This is a genomic window from Streptomyces sp. NPDC057010, from assembly GCF_042673805.1.
Classification (GTDB): Bacteria; Actinomycetota; Actinomycetes; order Streptomycetales; family Streptomycetaceae; genus Streptomyces.
Window position 1 is genome coordinate 197,323 of the sequence record NZ_JBHUSC010000001.1, and the last position, 18,139, is coordinate 215,461.

The window sequence follows — 18,139 nt, forward strand, 5'->3', positions numbered from 1 at the left end:
CCGACAACCCGCCCAAATCCCGACGCCACGCCCGCCGCCCCGAGCGGGCGGCTTACGCGGCGTCGTCCTCCTGGTACCCGTACGGGCGGGTGATGATCTCCATCCCGTGCCCCGACGGGTCGGGGAAGTAGACCCCGCGACCGCCGTCGTTGTGGTTGATCTCGCCCGGGTGCTGCTGCTGCGGATCGGCCCAGTACGTGATCCCCGCGGCCTGGATCTTTGCGAACGCCGCGTCGAACTCCGCCTCGGAGATCAGGAACGCGTAGTGCTGCACAGTGATGGATTCGGCCGGGACGGTCGCGAAGTCCAAGGTGACGCCGTTGCTCACTTCCACCGGAATGAAGGGGCCCCATTCGGCTCCGACTTCGAGATCGAGGATGTGTGCCAGGAATTCGGCGGACTCCCGGTTGTCACGGGAGTGGATGATCGTGTGGTTCAGTTCTACTGACATGAGCGAATGCCTCCGCAAGGCATCTCACGGACACCTCCATGCCTCACCCAGCCGGTGACCGACACGCGATGCCGTGATCACGATCCTAAACATGCCTTCCGGGTGAAGTCCACCGTTTTCCGGACGACCGGCACCCGCCCCCGCGCCGCCCCTCACGATCCTCCGTACACCGCCTTGACGTTGTCCTGCGCCGGGTGCGTGCGGCCGGCCGGGCCCGCCGCGAACACCCGCAGCAGGTTCTCCGTCACGCGCGTGGTCAGCGCGCCGGACCGCGCGTCCAGGCCGTGGTTCGTGCCGCCCTTCCCGTCGCCCTTCGCGTCGAGGGCCTCCACCCAGCGCATCGTGCCGGTGGCGAAGACCCCCGCCCCGCTCGGCACCGTGTAGTACGCCGTGTCCTGATGGCTGGGGCGGCCCTCGCACACCACCGGGGAGTGGGCCAGTATCTCGATCGGCCGGGGCGTGGGAAAACCGGTGTTGACCTTGTCGTACTCCACGCCCACCAGGTGCTCGAAGCGGTCGCCCGCCTTCGCGCCGGTGCCCTCGAAGAGCCAGTGGCCGGGGTGGGTCACCACGTACGGGGCGTCCACCGGGTAGCCGTCGTAGATCACACCGAGCAGCGAGCTCTCCGGGTCCGCGCCGGGCGCCGAGCGGAAGTCGACGGTCGCCGGATGGCCCCGCTTGAACCCGGGGTCCTGGTCGTAGGAGGACTTGTAGCAGACCACCGTACGGTCCGGCCCCAGGTCGGAGGCCTCCAGCCGGATCCGGCGGAAGCAGCAGTTCGCGCCCAGGATCGCGATGTTGGTACCGGCGTCGCGGGCGGCCGTGAAGTGCGCCCGCTGCTCCGGCGACCAGTACTCGTCGTGCCCGAGCGAGAGCACCGCAGAGGCCCCCTCCAGCAGTCGCTTCTCCCGCGCCACATCCGTGGTCGTGGCGTAGGCCAAGGGTATGCCGAGCCGTTCGGCGAGGGCGATCAGAGGGGCCTCGTACACGAGGAACAGCCCGGCCCCGTCGTCGTACTCGTACGGCCGGTCGAAGGTCACGGCGAGCGAACGCGAGGCGTAGCCGCCGCTCGGGCCGTCGTAACTGCCGTAGCCGCCCCACCGGTTGTAGGCCTGCCAGGTCGCCACCGCGTTGACCACGACGGTACGGCCGGCCGTCGACGCCGACCGCACGGTGACCGGCACGAACCGCTGGCCCTCACCGCCCTGCGCGTCGAGCCGCAGCAGGTAGCAGCCCTCGGGCCAGTCCTTGGTGTCGACCGCGGTCGTACGGGACCAGCGCGTGCGGACCATACGGGTCCCCGGATCCACGGAGTGCTCGGGCTGCCGCGCCCCGGGCAGCGCCTCGGAACGCCACACCAGGCGGGCCCGCGCCCCGCCGTACCAGCCCATCCGGTAGGCGGAGACGGTGAACCGGGGAGCCGTGGTGGACACGTGCAGCCCGAAGGACTCGCCGGGCAGGACGCTGACCCGGTCCGCGAAGCCCTCGATGGCCCGGGCCGGGCCGGCCTTGGCCACCGGCCAGTCGGCGTTCCCCGGCCGGGCGTTCTCGGCCTTCACGTCGAAACCGCCCGGCCCCGCGCCCGACGGCTTCCCGCTCGGCGCCGCAGACCCGCCGGCCCGTTCCCCGCCCTGCCCGTCGGCGCCGCCGTCCGCGTTCCCGCAGCCGGCCACCGCCCCGAGCCCGGCAGCCGTGGCCGCGCCCGTCGCGATCGCGAGGAACCGCCGTCTGCCTGCGCCTTCGCCGTCCCCGGCTATGTGCTCCTGATCCATGCAGGGCACGTTATGTCACTGTTCGAACCCCCTTTCCACCGACCCGCCCGGCGGACCCTGATCTAGGCTGACCCCCGTCCGTGTCGGACACCAACCGACCCTGGGGGAACGCGACATGACCTACGGCTCCGCACACGGCCCGGGCACGGTCCGGCAGCTGTGGCAGCTGCTCGAACCCGTCCACGCCCTCGTCTACTTCGCCCCCGAGTGCTACGAGGAGGCGGCGGCCCTCGGCTATGCCACCGACGACCGGTGGCCCCTCTACTTCGCCTACCGGGCGGCCCCGCTCGGCCCCGCCGAGGCCGAGCTCGTCAGTGCCCTCTTCTACAGCTTCAGCCCGGGCATGGTGCAGCGCTACGTCGACCGGTCGTGGCACACCGCCCCGCCCGCCCGGGTCCTCGCGGCCCGCGCGGCGGGCGCCGACCGCGCCCTGCGCACCCTCCTCGGCGACCGCGCCGCCTCCCCGGAGCTGGCGGAGGCGGCCGCGCTGGCCCGCCGCGCCGCCGAGGCCGCCGCCACCGCCGGGCGCCCGCTGGCCGCCGCCAATGCCGCCCTGCCCTGGCCGCAGGCCCCGCACGCCGTGCTCTGGCACGCCGCCACGATCCTGCGCGAGCACCGCGGCGACGGGCACCTCGTCGCCCTCCAGGCCCACCACCTCGACCCGGTCGAGTCCCTGGTCCTGCAGGCCGGCACCGGCGCGGCCCCGACCGAGGCGTTCGCTGGTCGCCAGTGGCCGGAGGACGAGTGGACCGCCGCCCGCACCCGCCTCACCGCCCGAGGCCTGCTGTCCGAGGACGCCACGGCCACCGCCGAGGGACTGGCCCTGCGCACCGCCGTCGAGAGGCTCACCGACGAACTCGCCACGGCCCCCTGGTCCGCGCTGTCCGGTCAGGAGGCGGCCCGGCTCGCCAAACTCCTCCTCCCGCCGGTCCTGGACATCGTCGGCGCCGGACTCCTCCCGGCCCAGGGCACCCTTGGTATCGGCATGAAGTACGCCTACGAGGACTGATCCCGCGGTGGGAGCCGGGCGCCTCGGCTCCTCGGCTCCTCCTCACTCGACGTGCTCGCGGTACCGGTCGACCACCTCCCTCAGCACCTCCGCGCCGTCGCGGGCCCACAGCCCGGGGTGGAAGACCTCCACCTCCACCGGGCCCCGGTAGCCGGCCTCGTCGGCCAGTTTCCGGAAGCCCCGCAGGTCTATGGAGCCGTCGCCCAACTGCCCGCGCCCCAGCAGTGCTCCTTCGGGGAGCGGGGTCACCCAGTCGGCGACCTGGACGGACACGATGCGCCCGTCCTCCCCGGCCCGGAGCAGGTCGGCGGGCAGCCGCTCGTCCCACCACAGGTGGTACGAGTCGGCCACCACCCCCACCTGCTCCGCAGGGAACTGCCCGGCGAGCTCCAGGGCCTGGCCGAGGGTGGACACCACGCAGCGGTCCGCCGCGTACATCGGGTGCAGCGGTTCGATGCCCAGCCGGACCCCGTGCGCGGCGGCCCAAGGAGCCAGCTCGCCCAGGACCTCGGAGATCCGCCGCCGGGCGCCCGCCAGGTCCCGGTCGCCTCCGGGAAGCCCGCCGGAGACCAGCGCCAGCGTGTCGGCGCCCAGCTCGGCCGCCTCCTCCACCGCCCGGCGGTTGTCGTCCAGCGCGGCCGCCCGGCCGACCGGATCGGCGGTGGTGAAGAAACCGCCCCGGCAGAGCGAGCTGACGCGCAGCCCGGCCCCCGCGACGAGTTGCGCCGCTTTCCGCACCCCGTAGGCGCGGACCGGATCGCGCCAGAGCCCGACGGCGCCCACCCCGGCCGCCGCACACCCGGCGACCAGCTCGGGCAGCGACCACTGGCGGATGGTCTCCTGGTTCAGGCTGAGCCGCGGCGGAGCCGGGGCCGGGCCGGGCGTGGGGCTCATGACGCCACCCCGTGCCGAGCGAGCAGCCCGCGCATCCGGTCTTCGGCCCGTTCCGGATCCGGGAACAGCCCCAGCCCGTCGGCCAGTTCGTAGGCGGTCGCCAGGTGCGGCAGCGGCCGCGCCGACTCCAGTCCGCCGACCATCGTGAACCGCTCCTGATACCCGGCCAGCCAGGCCAGCAGGACCACCCCGGTCTTGTAGAAGCGGGTCGGAGGGGCGAAGAGATGTCTGGACAGGGGGACCGTCGCATCAAGGAGCTCGCGGAAGCCCGCCCGGTCGCCCCGGTCGAGGGCGAGCGCAGCCCGGGCCGCGATCGGGGCGACCGGGTCGAAGATGCCCAGCAGCGCGTCACTGGCCAGCTCCCCGTCCCCGGCGATCAGCTCCGGATAGTGGTGGTCGTCGCCCGTGTAGCAGCGCACGCCGGCCGGCAGCCTCCTTCGGATCTCGACCTCCCGTTCCGCGTCCAGCAGCGAGACCTTGATCCCGTCCACTTTCTCCGGGTGATCGGCGATGATCTTCAGGAAGACCTCCGAGGCCTCGTCCAGGTCGTGATGGCCCCAGTAGCCGGCCAGCGCCGGGTCGAACATGGGCCCGAGCCAGTGCAGTACGACCGGCCGGGCGCTCTGCCGGAGCAGCCCGCCGTACACCTCCAGGTAGTCCTCCGGCCCACCGGCCGACGCGGCCAGCGCGCGCGAGGCCATCAGGACGGCCGCCGATCCGCAGGCCTCCACGTGCGCGAGCTGTTCCTCGTAGGCGGCCGTGATCGCGGCGAGGGAGTGCGGGGCCCCGTCGGCAGGGAGCTGGTCGGTGCCCGCCCCGCAGACGATCCGGCCGCCCACCGCCCGGGCCTCGGCCGCCGAACGCCGCATCAGCTGCGCGGCGGTCGGCCAGTCCAGGCCCATCCCGCGCTGTGCGGTGTCCATGGCCTCGGCGACGCCGAGGCCCTGAGCCCACAACCGGTGGCGGAAGGCCAGTGTCGCGCCCCAGTCGACCCCGGGCCCCGCCGCCGGCGCGGCCACCGGATCGGCGACCACATGCGCGGCCGCGTAGAAGGTGCGGCTCCGGGCCGGGCCGCAGCCGAGCGGCGGGAGCGGAGCGGTGTTCGGCCGGTACGGGCGCGACCCGCCGTCCGCCGAGGGGAGCCGGATGCTCACAGGACCACCTCCGGCACCGGCAGCCGCCGGCCCTCGGCCGAGGAGCGCAGTCCCAGCTCGGCGAGCTGCACCCCGCGTGCCCCCGCCAGCAGGTCCCACCGCCATGGCTCGTCGAGCACTATGTGCCGCAGGAAGAGCTCCCACTGGGCCTTGAAGCCGTTGGCGGCGGGAGAGTTGTCGGGCACCTCCTGCCACTGGGAGCGGAAGGCCTCGGTTTGTGGCAGATCCGGATTCCACACCGGCTTGGGAGTCGCCCCGCGGTGCTGGACGCGGCAGCCGCGCAGGCCGGCGACGGCCGACCCGTGCGTACCGTCCACCTGGAACTCCACCAGCTCGTCGCGGTGGACCCGTACCGCCCAGGAGGAGTTGATCTGGGCGACCGCGCCGCCTTCCAGCTCGAAGATCCCGTACGCCGCGTCATCGGCCGTCGCCTCGTACGGTTTGCCCTCCTCGTCCCACCGGCGGCCGATGTGCGTGCGCGTCAGGGCCTGTACCGTGCGGACCCGGCCGAACAGCTCGTGGAGCAGATACTCCCAGTGCGGGAACATGTCGGCGACGATGCCCCCGCCCTGCTGCGCGCGGTAGTTCCACGACGGCCGCTGGGCGGGCTGCCAGTCGCCCTCGAAGACCCAGTATCCGAACTCGCCGCGCACGGACAGGATCTCGCCGAAGAAGCCGCCCTCGATCAGCCGCTTGAGCTTCAGCAGGCCCGGCAGGAACAGCTTGTCCTGGACCACGCCGTGCTTCGTGCCCGCCGCCGCGGCCAGCCGGGCCAGCGCCAGCGAGGACTCGAAGCCGAGCGCGGTCGGTTTCTCGCAGTAGACGTGCTTGCCGGCCGCTATGGCCTGCCGGACCGCCGACTCACGCGCGCTGGTGACCTGGGCGTCGAAGTAGATCTCGACCGCCGGATCCGCCAGCACCTCCTCAAGGTCGGTGCTCACCTGCTCCAGCCCGTGCCGCTCCGCGATGGCCCGCAGGGCAGGCTCCCGGCGCCCCACGAGCACCGGCTCCGGCCACAGGGCCGTGCCGTCGCCCAGATCCAGCCCACCCTGCTCGCGCAGGGCGAGCACGGACCGGACCAGGTGCTGGCCGTACCCCATGCGCCCCGTCACACCGTTCATGGCGATCTTGATCGTCCTGCGCTCCATGGCGTCCCCTCCTTCGTTCCGACGGTCGCCTTCTCGACCGGCGTCGATAGAAAGCGCTTTCACTGCGTCCAGGCTAGGGTCGGATTCATCGCGCCGACAAGACACGAACGAGTGATAGAAAGCGCTTTCTCTTTCGGGCATCATGGAGATCCACACACGGATGAGACGATGACCCGGAATCAGGAGAAGGAGGGCTGGATCATGGCGGTGACTCTCGCCGAAGTCGCGGCGCACGCGGGCGTGTCCCCCGCCACGGTCTCGCGCGTGCTCAACGGCGGATACCCGGTGGCAGGCACCACCCGGACCCGGGTGGAACAGGCCGTCGAAGAGCTCGGCTACATCGCCAACGGCCCCGCCCGCGCGCTCGCGGCCGCCACCTCCGACCTCGTCGGCGTCCTCGTCCACGACGTCGCGGACAGCTTCTTCGGGATCCTCGCCGGCTCCCTGCAGAGCGCCCTCGCGCCCCCGGGCCAGGGCGACGCCCGCCGCCTCGCCGTCGTCTGCAACACCGAAGGGGATCCCGCGGCCGAACTGGCCTACCTCACCCTGCTGGAGGGCCAGCGTGCCGGGGGCGTCGTCCTCACCGGCGGCGCCGCCGAGGACCCGGAGCACACCACCGCCCTCGCCGCCCGCGTCGCGCGGATGGCGGGCGCCGGCGCACCCGTGGTCCTCTGCGGGCGGCCCCCGCTGCCCGTGCCCGCCGAACTGCCCGTCGCCACCGTGATGTTCGACGACCACGGCGGCGCGTTCCGCCTCGCCGAGCACCTGCTGGCCCTCGGCCACCGGCACATCGCCTACATCGCCGGGCCGCCCGGCCTGAGCACCACCCGCGAACGCCTCGCCGGACACGAGGCCGCCCTGCTGCGGCACGACCCGGGCCTCCCCGAGGCCTGCGCCGAACTCACCGTGCACGCCGGGTTCGAGCGCTCGGCTGGCTACGACGCCGCCCGCGAGCTGCTGCGCCGCGGAGCACCCTTCACCGCGATCGCCGCGGCCAACGACACGGTCGCCACCGGGGCCGTCGCCGCCCTGCGCGAGGCGGGGATACGGATTCCCGAGGAGGTCTCCGTGGCCGGTTTCGACGACCTGCCGTTCTGTGCGGACACCGCCCCGGCCCTGACCACCGTCCGGATACCGCTGCGCGAGGCGGGCGCGCTGGCCGCACAACTCGTCACCGGACGCCGGGCGCTGCCGCCGGGCGGGATCACCACCCTGCCCACCGAGCTGATGGTGCGCGCCTCGACGGCCCCGCCCCCCGCCGCGGGGAGCGCACCATGAGGTACGCCTTCTCGACGCTCGGCCTGCCCGGCACGCCGCTCGACCGCAGCGCCGCACTGGCCGCCGCCCACGGGTACGAGGGGCTGGAACTGCGCGCCCACCCCGAGGAGCCCCTGCACCCCGCGAGCCCGACCGCCGACCGGGTCGCCGGCCTGCGCGCCCTCACTGCGGCGGGCGTCACCGTCCTCGGGGTCGCGGGCTACGCGCGAGTGGCCGCCGCCGGAGCGGACGAGCCGGTCCTCGCCGAACTACGGGCCCTGGTCCGGCTCGCCGCCGACCTGGAAGCGCGCTACGCAAGGGTCTTCCCGGGCGGCGCCGGCCTGCCCGCGGCGGCCGCCGACGCCCACGCCGTGCGCAGGCTGCGGGACGCGGCCCCCTTCGCCGAACGGCACGGCGTGCGGATCCTGCTGGAGACCCATGACTCCCACCGCACGGGAGCCGCCACCGCCCGGGTCCTGGAGCAGGTCGCGCATCCGGGCGCCGGAGCGCTGTGGGACGTACTGCACACCTGGCTGGGCAGCGAGTCGCCCGCCGAGTCGTGGCGGGCCCTGGCCCCGCACCTGGGCTACGTACAGGTGAAGGACGTGGCGTCGGCGCGCGAGCTCACCCCGCTCGGGCTCGGTTCCGGGGTGCTGCCCCTCGCCGAGGCGGTGGCAGCCCTACCGCGGGACGGCTGGCTCTGCTGGGAGTACGAGAAGCGCTGGTACCCCGAGGCGGCCGAGCTCCCCGGCCGGCTCGCGCGGGGCCGGGAGCACCTGGAGTGGCTGGTGGCCAGGACGCCGAGCGGTCCGGGCGCGGCCCGGTAAGCGCCGCCTGGTGGGCGCCGCCCGGTAGGCGCCGGGCCGGCCGCACCGCGGGAGGCCAGCCTGCGCTTCCCTCCCGCCGACGCAAGGACGCGTGAGTTGATCGAAACGATCAGTCAACCGGAGGGTCCCGTCTCAGGACCGGATGGTCAGGCACGGGAGCAGCTCCAGGTGCTGGCGGGGGCCCTCCCCGGGATCCGCGTCGGACAGCCGGTCCAGCAGCAGGCCCGCCGCCCGCGCGCCCACCTCGCGCTTGGCCGGCGCCACCGCCGACAGCGGCACGTCGGCCATCCCGGCTACCTCGTCGTCATACGTGATCACGGCCAGGTCCTCGGGGACCCGCACCCCCCGCGCCTGCAGCCGCGGGATCAGCATGATCGCGTCGGTGTCGCTGTGGATCAGCGCCGCGGTCACGCCGCCCGTCGTCACCGCCTCGCACAGGTACTCCAGCGTCCGCGAGAACAGGTCCGCGTCGGATACCGGGCCCGGCCCGGCCGGCGGCCACGGCGGCGCGGGTTCCAGGCCGAGCGCGGCCACGGCGGCCTCGTACCCGGCGCGCAGCCGCGTCGCCGTCGGAGTGGACCGGCTGGCGAGCGCGATCCGCTTGTGCCCCAGCTCCGCCAGGTGCTGTACCGCGCCGGCCGCGCCGTGCGCGTGGTCGGAGGCCACCCGGTCCAGCCCCGCCGCCGGATGCCCCGGCGGCGCCCACCGCTCCACCAGCACGGTGGGCACCGGGAGTTCCGCGGCCCACGCCCCCTCCCCGGGCCCGGGTGCGCCGGTCTCCCAGTTCGGCGTCAGCAGCAGCCCGTGCGCACCGGTGGAGACCAGCCGGTCCGCCTGGGTCCGGTCCTCGCCGGCCAGGTACCGGGTCAGCCCCACCGTCAGCCGCGCACCGCGCGCCTCGACCACCGCGCGGGCGCCCTGGACGACCTCGGCGTAGTAGTACTCGGTCGTGGGCACCACCATGCCGATCACCAGCCCCTCGCCGGCGCCCGCCGAACCGCCCGAACCGCCCCAACCGCCCGAGGCTGCGGCGGGAGCCACGGGCACCGCACCGGGCCCGGCCCAGCCCGGCCGCGCCTGCACCCGGCTGATCACCCCGTGCATCCGCTGGATCTCGCCCCGCGCCGCCATCGCCTCGATGTCCCGCCGCAGGGTCACGGGGGAGATGCCGAGCTCCTGGGCGAGCTCCGCCACGCGCACGCTGCCGCGCTCCCGGACGATCGCGAGTACCTGTGCCTGACGCTGGTTCACGTGTGGTCGCAAGGCGTCCCCCTGTGTTCTGGTGATGTGCGCGGCCCCATCATAGGGAATCGAACCGATCGATTCGATCGAATCCGTTCAACTGGTCATTGACGGCGCGGTCGGCGCGTTCATATATTCGGCGGCGTCCGGCACTTCACGGCATCTCGACCTCGTTCCGGGAGTCACCGCATGCTCACCTACGACCAGGACGGCTTCCGGCGCGCAGACCGCCCCCACCGCATCGTGTCCGGGGCGCTGCACTACTTCCGGGTCCACCCGGACCTGTGGGAGGACCGCCTGTCCCGGTTGCGTGCCATGGGGGTGAACACGGTGGACACGTACGTGCCGTGGAACTTCCACGAGGTCGCCCCGGGCAAGGCCGACTTCACCGGCTGGCGGGACCTGGGCCGGTTCCTGCGGCTGGCCCAGGGCCTGGGTCTGGACGCGATCGTGCGCCCGGGCCCGTACATCTGCGCCGAGTGGGACTTCGGCGGCCTGCCGGCCCGGCTGCTGGCGGGGGACACGCCGGGCCTGCGCAGCTCCGATCCCCGGTTCCTGGCCGAGGTGGACGGCTGGTTCGACCAGGTCGTGCCCGAGCTGCTGCCGCTGCTCGCGGGCGCCGGCGGGCCGGTGGTGGCCGTCCAGATCGAGAACGAGTACGGCTCGTACGGAAACGACCGGGGCTACCTGAGCCACCTCGAACAGGGCCTGGTGCGGCGCGGCGTGGACTGCCTGCTGTTCACGGCGGACGGCGCCGAGGACGCGATGCAGCAGGGCGGCGCGGTGCCCGGCCGGCTGGCCACCGCCACCTTCGGGGCGCGTCCGGCCGAACGCCTGGAGGTGCTGCGCCGCTACCAGCGGACCGGCCCGCTGATGGCCATGGAGTTCTGGATCGGCTGGTTCGACCACTGGGGCGAGGACCATCACGTCCGGGCCGTGGAGGAAGTGGCCGGCTCGCTCGACGAACTCCTCGCCACCGGCGCCTCCGTGAGCCTGTACATGGCCCACGGCGGCACGAACTTCGGCTTCTGGGCGGGCGCGAACCACACCGGCTCCCGCCCGGAGGAGCCCGGCTACGAGCCCACGGTGACCAGCTACGACTACGACGCCCCGATCGGCGAGGCGGGCGAACTCACTCCGAAGTTCCACGCGTTCCGCGAGGTCATCGGCGCGTACGTACCGCTGCCGGACGGCCCGCCGCCCGCCCCGCTGCCGCGCATCACCCCCGCCCTCGCGACCCCCGCGGGGACCGCGGCGCTGCTGTCCGCCCTCGACCTCCTCGGCGGCGCAACGGTGTCGCGTCCTGCGCCGGAGCCCATGGAGGAGCTGGGCCAGAGCCACGGCATGATCCACTACCGGACCACGATCACCGGCCCCCGCCCCGCGATGCCCCTCCGGATCGACGGCCTCGGCGACCGCGCGTACGTCTTCGCCGACGGAGCACCGCTCGGCGTACTGGACCGCAACGCCCCCGACGAGGGCCTGGACCTGGCCGTCGGCGAAGCGGGCGTGGCCTTGGACATAGTGGTCCGCGCGCAGGGCCGGGTGAACTACGGACCGCTGATCGACGACCGCAAGGGCATCCGGCGCGGCGTGCGCCACGGCCACCAGCAGCTGTACGCCTGGGAGATCCGCACCCTGCCCCTCACCGACCCGACCGGCCTCGACTGGACGGCGGCGCGGGCGACCGCGGTGCCCGGCCCGGCCTTCCACCGGTTCACCCACCTCCTCCCGGACGCGCCGGCCGACGGATTCCTGGACCTCTCCGGCTGGGGCACCGGCCTGATCTGGCTGAACGGCTTCCTCCTGGGCCACTACGACACCCCGCGCGGCCCCCAGCGCACCCTCTACGCCCCCGCACCCCTGTGGCGGAACGGCGACAACGAGATCATCATCCTGGAACTGGAGAACCCCGGCACCCAACTCCCGCTGCGCGACCGGCCCGACCTGGGCCGGACCAAGGTCGTCACCCTTCAGTGAGAGCGGCTGAAGCCGGGGAACCGGTCTGCCTAGACTGGCCGCTCGGCTGATCACGTACCCGGACGACGCGGAGGAACCAAACGCATGCGCCATCTCCCCCTGGGCAGTTCAGGTCTGCGGGTCTCCGCCATCGGGCTCGGCTGCAACAACTTCGGCGGCCGCCTCGACGCCCGGGCCACCCGCGCCGTCGTCGACGCGGCGCTCGACGCGGGCATCACCCTCCTCGACACCGCCGACATCTACGGCGGCCTCGGCGGCTCCGAGACCCACCTCGGCCAGGCCCTCAAGGGCCGCCGCGACCAGGTCGTCCTCGCCACCAAGTTCGGCTACGCGGGCATGGACATGAAGTACGGGCCCGCCGCCGGAGCCCGCGGCGGCCGCGCCTACATCCGGCGCGCCGTCGAGGAATCCCTGCGCCGCCTGGGCACCGACCACATCGACCTCTACCAGCTGCACAGCCCCGACCCGGCCACCCCGATCGCCGAGACCCTGGCCGCGCTCACCGAGCTCGTCACCGAGGGCAAGGTCCGCTACATCGGCCACTCCAACCTCACCGGCTGGCAGCTCGCCGAAGCCGCCCACACCGCCCGCGAAACCGGAGCGGCACCCTTCGTGTCCGCCCAGAACGAGTGGTCGCTGCTGGAGCGGTCCGCCGAGCGCGAACTCGTCCCCGCGGCCCTGCACTACGGGGTCGGCGTGCTCCCGTACTTCCCGCTCGCCAACGGCCTCCTCACCGGCAAGATCCGCCGCGGCGCGCCCGTCCCGGCCGGCTCCCGCCTCGAAGGCCGCGACACCTACCTCACCGAGCAGCGCCTCGACGTCGTCGAAGCGCTCGCCGCGCTCGCCGAGAAGTACGGCCGCAGCGTCCTCGAACTCTCCATCGGCTGGCTCTCCGCCCGGCCGGGCTGCGCCTCCGTCATCGCCGGAGCCACCTCCGCCGAGCAGGTACGAGCCAACGCGGCCGTCGCCGACCGGCCGCTGGAGGCCGAGCTGCTCGCCGAGATCGACGCCATCGCCCCGGCCGTCGCCTGACCGCCGGAACCGGGGTCCTCCCGCTCAGGACGTGATGTCCTTGCGGGAGAACCCCCGGAAGGCGAGGGCGAACAGCACCAGCGCGTACGACACCGACACCGCCACCCCCTTCACCATCCCGGCCCACTCCAGCTGCGGCTGGAGCGCGTCCGCCCACGCGAACTGCCAGTGCGCCGGCAGGAACTCGCGCCACGACCCGAGCGCCGTCACCGCGTCCAGCACGTTGCCGACGATCGTCAGCCCGACCGCACCGCCCACCGCGCCCAGCGGCGCGTCCGTCCGCGTCGACAGCCAGAAAGCCAGCCCCGCCGTCACCAGCTGCGACACGAAGATGAAGGCGACCACCAGCGCGAGGCGCGGCACCGTGTCCCCGGCCGCCAGCGAGCCACCCGTCGGGAGTTTCAGCGGCCCCCACCCGTACGCGGCCGTGCCCGCCGCCAGCGCCACCACCGGCAGAAGCACCATCGCCGCCAGGCTGAACCCGAGCGCCACGACCAGCTTGCTCCACAGCAGCCGGGCCCGCGGCACCGGCGAGGCCAGCAGATAGCGCAGCGAGGACCAGCTCGCCTCCGAGGCCACCGTGTCCCCGCAGAACAGCGCCACCGGCACCACCAGCAGGAACCCGGCCGACACGAACAGACACGTCGCCGCGAAGTTCGCCCCCGAGGCGGTGGCCGTGTCGATCAGCGTGATCCGCCCGTCCCCGCCGCCCCGGCTGCCGGGGCCGCCCCCCACCGCGAACGCGACGATCAGGATGAACGGCAGCGCGGCCAGCACCCCGCCCATCACCAGCGTCCGCCGCCGTCGCCACTGCCGCAGCGCCTCCACGCGCAACGGCAGCGTACGGCCCGCCCGGTAGCCGGGCGCCACCTCCCGCGGGACCTCCACCGTGCTCATGCCGGACCTCCGATCAGGGTGAGGAACGCGTCCTCCAGCCGGCGGTGCGGCCCCACCCCGCTCACCGGTACCTCCAGCCGTACGAGTTCGGCGATCAGCCCGGCGGCCGTCGCGCCTTCGAGCCGTACGAGCAGCCCGTCATCGGCGGCCGTCACCGCACCCACTCCCTCCAGGGCCGCCACCTTCTCGACGACCACCTCGTCCACCGGCCCGGCCAGCGTCACCAGCAGGGTGTCCCCGCCGCCCGTGATCTCGGCGACCTCGCCCGCCTGCACCAGCCGCCCCCGGTCCATGACCACCAGGTGCGTGCAGGACTGCTCCACCTCCGACAGCAGGTGGCTGGAGACGATGACCGTCCGTCCGCCGGCGGCGTAACGGATCATCACGTCCCGCATCTCCCGGATCTGCGGCGGGTCCAGACCGTTCGTCGGCTCGTCGAGGATCAACAGGTCCGGCATCCCGAGCATGGCCTGCGCGATCGCGAGCCGCTGGCGCATGCCCTGCGAGTACGTGCGCACCGCCCGCTCCAGCGCGTCGCCGAGCCCGGCGATCTCCAGGGCCTCCTCCATGTGCGAATCCTCGGCCGGGCGGCCGGTGGCCTGCCAGTACAGCTCCAGGTTGGCCCGGCCCGTCAGGTGCGGCAGGAATCCCGCGCCCTCCACGAAGGCCCCGACCCGCGACAGCACCGGGGCCCCGGCCCGCACCGCGTGCCCGAACACCCGGATCTCCCCGGCGTCCGGCGAGATCAGCCCCATCAGCATCCGCAGGGTGGTCGTCTTCCCGGCGCCGTTCGGCCCGAGGAGCCCCAGCACCTGCCCCTTCTCCACCCGGAACGACAGGTCCCGCACGGCGTACCGGTCCTGTGCCTTCGCGTACTTCTTCGTCAGTCCGGTGATTTCCAGTGGTACGTCGGCCAGGTCGGCCTCCGGCTTCGGTACGCCGGCCCGCGCCCCCTCGGCCCCCCGGCCGGCCCTCCGCAGCCCGAGCAGCGCCGCGGCCAGCGCCGCCGCGCCCAGCGGCAGCCCCCACGTCCAGGCGGGCAGCCCGGCCGCCGCGGTCCGCACCCCGGCGGCGACGGGGACGGACAGGGCGCCCTGCGCCGACACCGTGTAGGTGGCGGGCGCGGCGGGCGTGGCATAGGCGAGGTCGGTCGAGGCGACCACCAGCCGCAGCCGGTGCCCCGCCTCGACGGCGTGGTCGACCGCGGGCAGCCGCAGCTCGACGGTCGCGCCCTGCTGCGCGTTCTCCACCCGTACCGGAGCCACCAGCTGACTGGGCAGCACCTGCTGGCGGCCGTCGGTCCCCACGTCGTAGACCTTGCCGAACAGCACGGCCGAGCCGTCCGCGGCCGTCGACCTCACGTTCAGGGTTACCGTCGGCGTCCCGGTGATCCGCACCTGCCTCGCCAGCGGCTCGGAATCGAAGCGGGCGTTCTGCCCGGGGAAGTCCAGCGAGAGCCCGGCTCCGAAGGCGGCGAGCTGTCCGCCGAGGCCGGGCAGCGAGGACAGCGCGGGCGGGGCGCCGCCCGCCGGATTGGCGAAACTCTGCTCGCGCCCGGTCAGCGCGAACTCCTGCGGGCCGGACGTGAGCCCGGGGTACCGCCCGCCGCTCGCGCCGCGCAGCTGGACCTGCCCGTCGGTGGAGTCGATTCCGCCGGAGCGCGAGACGCGGAACGCCGGGCCGGTGTCGGCGCCCTCGTCCCCCTTGAGGTAGCGGTCGAACCAGGCCGTCACCCGGGCCTCGACCCGGGCGGCCTCGCGCATGCCGCCGTCGTGCCCGCCGGCCGCCCAGTCCACGGAGACGGGCGCGCCGTTCGCCGCGATGGCCTTGGCCATGGCATCGGCCTGGTCCAGCGGGAAGAGGGAGTCGTCCTGGCCCTGCACGATGAGGGCCGGAACCTTGATCTTGGCGCCGACGGCGGAGGGGCTGCGCTGCTCCAGCAGCGCCCGGGCCTCGGGGTCGGGCTTTCCGGCCACCGCGACCCGCTCGTACATGGCGCAGAGCTCCGGCTGGAACCGGCCGCAGCCGGGCGCGGCGAGCGGATCGGGGGCCTGCGGGCCCTGCTGCGAGGGCTGCATCCCGCCGGAGGAGCCGGTGGTGAAGAAGACCCCGGACCACAGCTTCTTGAAGACGCCGTTCGGGAAGAGGGAGTCCGCGAGGTTCCAGTAGGTGATCTGCGGAGCGATGGCGTCCACGCGGCGGTCGTAGCCGGCGGCGAGCAGCGATACCGCCCCGCCGTAGGAGGCGCCCGACACGCCGACGCGCGGATCGCCGTCCCCGTCGAGCTGCACCTCGGGGCGCGCCGCGAGCCAGTCGACGAGCCGGGAGACGTCCTTGACCTCGTGTTCGGGATCGTTGAGCCCGATCCGGCCGCCCGAGCGGCCGAAGCCGCGCGCCGACCAGGTCAGGACGGCGTATCCGTCGCGGGCCAGTTGTTCGGCCTGCTCGCGCACGTCGTCCTTGCTGCCGCCGAAACCGTGTCCGAGCAGCACGGCGGGACGTCTCTTCCCGCCGCCGTCCCCGTTGCCGGCCGTGAAGTACGAGGTGTCGATGGCGGCATCGGGCATGTCCAGGACGGCGTCCTGGCGGTGCACGGCCGGAGCGTCGCCGGCGGCGGCCGAGGCCGTCCACGTGCCGGCCCCCGCGACGACGGCGAGGGCGGCGGCGCCGGCGAGCAGGCGGTTCCGGCGTCGCCCGGGCAGTCGGAGCTTCATACGGGAACCCTAAACGGCCGGGTGCCCGCGCCCGAGCGCCCGAAGGGGGATGTCCCGCACTTCCCGAGGAGTACTCCGGCGGCCGTCGAGTACCGCGCCTGCGGTACACGAGCCCCGCGGGCACGGAGCCGCGACCTGCGCGGTGCGCCCGTCGGCGGGAGGATGGCCGCATGCTGCTGGCCGAGCTCGCGCGCGTGTCCCGGGAGGTCGCCGAGACCTCCGCCCGGTCCCGGAAGACCGCCCTGCTCGCGGAGGTCTTCGCCGCCGCGCCCCCGGAGGAGGCCGCCCTGGTCATCTCCTACCTCGCCGGGCGGCTCCCGCAGGGCCGCCCCGGCGTCGGCTGGCGGCTGCTCGCCCGGCAGGTCGAACCGGCGGCGGGGCCCGCCCTGACCGTGCGCGCAGTGGACCAGGCGGTGACCGAGCTGGCCGCCGCCACCGGCCCGGGGTCCCTGGCCCGCCGGCGCCGCATCCTCGACGACCTGTTCGGCGCCGCCACCGCCGGGGAACAGGCCTTCCTGCGCAGCCTGCTGTCCGGCGAGGTCAGGCAGGGCGCGCTGGACGCGGTGGCCCTGGAGGGGGTGGCCGCGGCCGCCGGGGTACCGGCCGCCGACCTGCGCCGCGCCGTCATGCTGGACGGCTCGCTGCCCCGGGTCGCGGCGGCCGTGCTGGCCGGCGGAGCGCCGGCGCTGGGCGGCGTCACCCTGCGCGTCGGGCAGCCCGTACAGCCCATGCTGGCGGCGAGCGCCGCATCGGTCGCCGAGGCCCTGGCCGCGCTCGGGCCCTGCGCGGTGGAGGAGAAGCTCGACGGGATCCGGGTCCAGGTCCACCGCGAAGGGGACGACGTGCGGGTCTACACGCGCTCCCTGGACGAGATCACCGCACGGCTGCCGGAGGTGGCCGAGCTGGCCCGGTCGCTGCCGGGGGAGCGGTTCATCCTCGACGGGGAGGTCATCGGCCGTTCGGGGGACGGCCGCCCCGTCCCCTTCCAGGAGATCGCGAGCCGGGTCGGCTCCCGCGTCGACGTCGAGGCCGCCCGGCGGACCCTGCCGGTCGTCCCCTTCTTCTTCGACGTCCTGGCCGCGGCGGACGAGGTGCTCCTGGACCGCCCCGTCCGCGAGCGGTACGAGGTCCTCGCCGCCCTCGTACCCGAGCACGCCCGCGTCCGCAGGCTCGTGGTCGAGGACCCGCCGGCGCAGGCCGCCGAGGCGGAGGAGTTCTGGGCCGAGACGCTGCGCCGCGGGCACGAGGGCGTCATGGTCAAGGGGCTGGACTCGGCCTACGCGGCCGGGCGGCGCGGCCGGCACTGGCTCAAGGTGAAGCCGGTGCACACCCTGGACCTGGTGATCCTCGCCGCCGAATGGGGGCACGGACGGCGCACCGGCCTGCTCTCGAACCTGCACCTGGGGGCGCGGGCCGCAGACGGCACGTACGCCATGCTCGGCAAGACCTTCAAGGGGCTCACGGACGAGATGCTGCGCTGGCAGACCGGGGCGCTGCGCGCGCTCGCGGTCTCGGACGACGGGTTCACGGTGCGGGTGCGGCCCGAGCTGGTGGTGGAGATCGCCTACGACGGCCTGCAGCGCTCCCCCCGCTACCCGGCCGGGGTCGCCCTGCGGTTCGCGCGGGTGCTCAGGCACCGCCCGGACAAGAGCGCCGAGCAGGCTGACACGGTGGAGACGGTGCTCGGGGGCGGCGCCGACAGCTGATTTTGCCTCAGAGGCAAGACGGTTTGCCAGGCAGGCAAGTCTCTGGCTCAATCGGG

The 18,139-nt window shown here is 74.2% G+C and carries 14 protein-coding genes; 6 read left to right on the forward strand and 8 right to left on the reverse strand.

Annotated features, from left to right (window positions below; translation table 11 throughout):
* Nucleotides 1–52 precede the first annotated feature (52 nt).
* Together ACFTXQ_RS00960 and ACFTXQ_RS00965 are read right to left on the reverse strand one after the other, a co-directional pair.
* Complete coding sequence (locus ACFTXQ_RS00960) at nt 53–451, reverse strand: VOC family protein (protein WP_382634440.1); 399 nt, start codon at nt 449–451, stop codon at nt 53–55.
* A gap of 152 nt (nt 452–603) precedes the next feature.
* Nucleotides 604–2,223 (reverse strand): N,N-dimethylformamidase beta subunit family domain-containing protein, encoded by a 1,620-nt coding sequence (locus ACFTXQ_RS00965; protein ID WP_382634442.1) that lies wholly within the window; start codon nt 2,221–2,223, stop codon nt 604–606.
* Nucleotides 2,224–2,338: 115 nt separating this feature from the next.
* On the opposite strand from ACFTXQ_RS00965, the gene ACFTXQ_RS00970 reads away from it, so the two are divergent.
* Complete coding sequence (locus ACFTXQ_RS00970) at nt 2,339–3,232, forward strand: hypothetical protein (RefSeq protein WP_382634445.1); 894 nt, start codon at nt 2,339–2,341, stop codon at nt 3,230–3,232.
* 42 nt (nt 3,233–3,274) lie between these two features.
* Here ACFTXQ_RS00970 and ACFTXQ_RS00975 read toward each other — a convergent pair whose 3' ends face one another.
* From ACFTXQ_RS00975 to ACFTXQ_RS00985, 3 genes are read right to left on the reverse strand one after another with little or no spacing between them, the layout of a single operon-like run.
* Nucleotides 3,275–4,126 (reverse strand): sugar phosphate isomerase/epimerase family protein, encoded by an 852-nt coding sequence (locus tag ACFTXQ_RS00975; protein ID WP_382634447.1) that lies wholly within the window; start codon nt 4,124–4,126, stop codon nt 3,275–3,277.
* Nucleotides 4,123–5,280 carry a dihydrodipicolinate synthase family protein gene (locus ACFTXQ_RS00980; RefSeq protein WP_382634450.1) on the reverse strand — a complete coding sequence of 386 codons (1,158 nt, stop codon included), beginning with the start codon at nt 5,278–5,280 and terminating at the stop codon, nt 4,123–4,125. The genes ACFTXQ_RS00975 and ACFTXQ_RS00980 overlap by 4 nt, the downstream gene beginning before the upstream one ends.
* A complete protein-coding gene (locus ACFTXQ_RS00985) occupies nt 5,277–6,428 on the reverse strand; it encodes a Gfo/Idh/MocA family protein (protein WP_382634453.1) in 1,152 nt (383 codons plus the stop codon). The genes ACFTXQ_RS00980 and ACFTXQ_RS00985 overlap by 4 nt, the downstream gene beginning before the upstream one ends.
* 201 nt (nt 6,429–6,629) lie before the next feature.
* Here ACFTXQ_RS00985 and ACFTXQ_RS00990 point away from each other — a divergent pair, with 201 nt between their 5' ends.
* Complete coding sequence (locus ACFTXQ_RS00990) at nt 6,630–7,706, forward strand: LacI family DNA-binding transcriptional regulator (protein WP_382635092.1); 1,077 nt, start codon at nt 6,630–6,632, stop codon at nt 7,704–7,706.
* Nucleotides 7,703–8,512, forward strand: a complete 810-nt coding sequence (locus tag ACFTXQ_RS00995; RefSeq protein WP_382634455.1) for a sugar phosphate isomerase/epimerase family protein — start codon at nt 7,703–7,705, stop codon at nt 8,510–8,512. Before ACFTXQ_RS00990 ends, ACFTXQ_RS00995 begins: the two co-directional genes overlap by 4 nt.
* 132 nt (nt 8,513–8,644) lie before the next feature.
* Here the strand turns inward: ACFTXQ_RS00995 and ACFTXQ_RS01000 are convergent, their stop codons facing one another.
* A complete protein-coding gene (locus ACFTXQ_RS01000) occupies nt 8,645–9,775 on the reverse strand; it encodes a substrate-binding domain-containing protein (protein ID WP_382634457.1) in 1,131 nt (376 codons plus the stop codon).
* Between the two features lie 168 nt (nt 9,776–9,943).
* Between ACFTXQ_RS01000 and ACFTXQ_RS01005 the strand changes: the two genes are divergently transcribed.
* Both ACFTXQ_RS01005 and ACFTXQ_RS01010 read left to right on the forward strand, forming a co-directional pair.
* Entirely contained in the window at nt 9,944–11,734 is a 1,791-nt protein-coding gene (locus ACFTXQ_RS01005; RefSeq protein ID WP_382634460.1) for a beta-galactosidase family protein, read from the forward strand.
* Nucleotides 11,735–11,818: 84 nt separating this feature from the next.
* Nucleotides 11,819–12,766, forward strand: a complete 948-nt coding sequence (locus tag ACFTXQ_RS01010) for an aldo/keto reductase (RefSeq protein WP_382634462.1) — start codon at nt 11,819–11,821, stop codon at nt 12,764–12,766.
* Nucleotides 12,767–12,790: 24 nt separating this feature from the next.
* Here the strand turns inward: ACFTXQ_RS01010 and ACFTXQ_RS01015 are convergent, their stop codons facing one another.
* Together ACFTXQ_RS01015 and ACFTXQ_RS01020 are read right to left on the reverse strand one after the other, a co-directional pair.
* Nucleotides 12,791–13,663 carry an ABC transporter permease gene (locus ACFTXQ_RS01015; protein WP_382634465.1) on the reverse strand — a complete coding sequence of 291 codons (873 nt, stop codon included), beginning with the start codon at nt 13,661–13,663 and terminating at the stop codon, nt 12,791–12,793.
* Nucleotides 13,660–16,377: an alpha/beta fold hydrolase gene (locus ACFTXQ_RS01020; RefSeq protein WP_382634469.1), complete on the reverse strand. Its 2,718-nt coding sequence runs from the start codon at nt 16,375–16,377 to the stop codon at nt 13,660–13,662. The genes ACFTXQ_RS01015 and ACFTXQ_RS01020 overlap by 4 nt, the downstream gene beginning before the upstream one ends.
* A 170-nt stretch (nt 16,378–16,547) precedes the next feature.
* Here ACFTXQ_RS01020 and ACFTXQ_RS01025 point away from each other — a divergent pair, with 170 nt between their 5' ends.
* Nucleotides 16,548–18,083, forward strand: a complete 1,536-nt coding sequence (locus ACFTXQ_RS01025; RefSeq protein ID WP_382634471.1) for an ATP-dependent DNA ligase — start codon at nt 16,548–16,550, stop codon at nt 18,081–18,083.
* Nucleotides 18,084–18,139: the final 56 nt, after the last annotated feature.

What these genes read in the sequence shown, in the direction of transcription:
- ACFTXQ_RS00960 (WP_382634440.1), bottom strand. Translation starts at nt 451, where the DNA reads ATGTCAGTAGAACTGAACCACACGATCATCCACTCCCGTGACAACCGG.
- ACFTXQ_RS00965 (WP_382634442.1), bottom strand. Translation starts at nt 2,223, where the DNA reads ATGGATCAGGAGCACATAGCCGGGGACGGCGAAGGCGCAGGCAGACGG.
- ACFTXQ_RS00970 (WP_382634445.1), top strand. Translation starts at nt 2,339, where the DNA reads ATGACCTACGGCTCCGCACACGGCCCGGGCACGGTCCGGCAGCTGTGG.
- ACFTXQ_RS00975 (WP_382634447.1), bottom strand. Translation starts at nt 4,126, where the DNA reads ATGAGCCCCACGCCCGGCCCGGCCCCGGCTCCGCCGCGGCTCAGCCTG.
- ACFTXQ_RS00985 (WP_382634453.1), bottom strand. Translation starts at nt 6,428, where the DNA reads ATGGAGCGCAGGACGATCAAGATCGCCATGAACGGTGTGACGGGGCGC.
- ACFTXQ_RS00990 (WP_382635092.1), top strand. Translation starts at nt 6,630, where the DNA reads ATGGCGGTGACTCTCGCCGAAGTCGCGGCGCACGCGGGCGTGTCCCCC.
- ACFTXQ_RS00995 (WP_382634455.1), top strand. Translation starts at nt 7,703, where the DNA reads ATGAGGTACGCCTTCTCGACGCTCGGCCTGCCCGGCACGCCGCTCGAC.
- ACFTXQ_RS01005 (WP_382634460.1), top strand. Translation starts at nt 9,944, where the DNA reads ATGCTCACCTACGACCAGGACGGCTTCCGGCGCGCAGACCGCCCCCAC.
- ACFTXQ_RS01010 (WP_382634462.1), top strand. Translation starts at nt 11,819, where the DNA reads ATGCGCCATCTCCCCCTGGGCAGTTCAGGTCTGCGGGTCTCCGCCATC.
- ACFTXQ_RS01015 (WP_382634465.1), bottom strand. Translation starts at nt 13,663, where the DNA reads ATGAGCACGGTGGAGGTCCCGCGGGAGGTGGCGCCCGGCTACCGGGCG.
- ACFTXQ_RS01020 (WP_382634469.1), bottom strand. Translation starts at nt 16,377, where the DNA reads ATGAAGCTCCGACTGCCCGGGCGACGCCGGAACCGCCTGCTCGCCGGC.
- ACFTXQ_RS01025 (WP_382634471.1), top strand. Translation starts at nt 16,548, where the DNA reads ATGCTGCTGGCCGAGCTCGCGCGCGTGTCCCGGGAGGTCGCCGAGACC.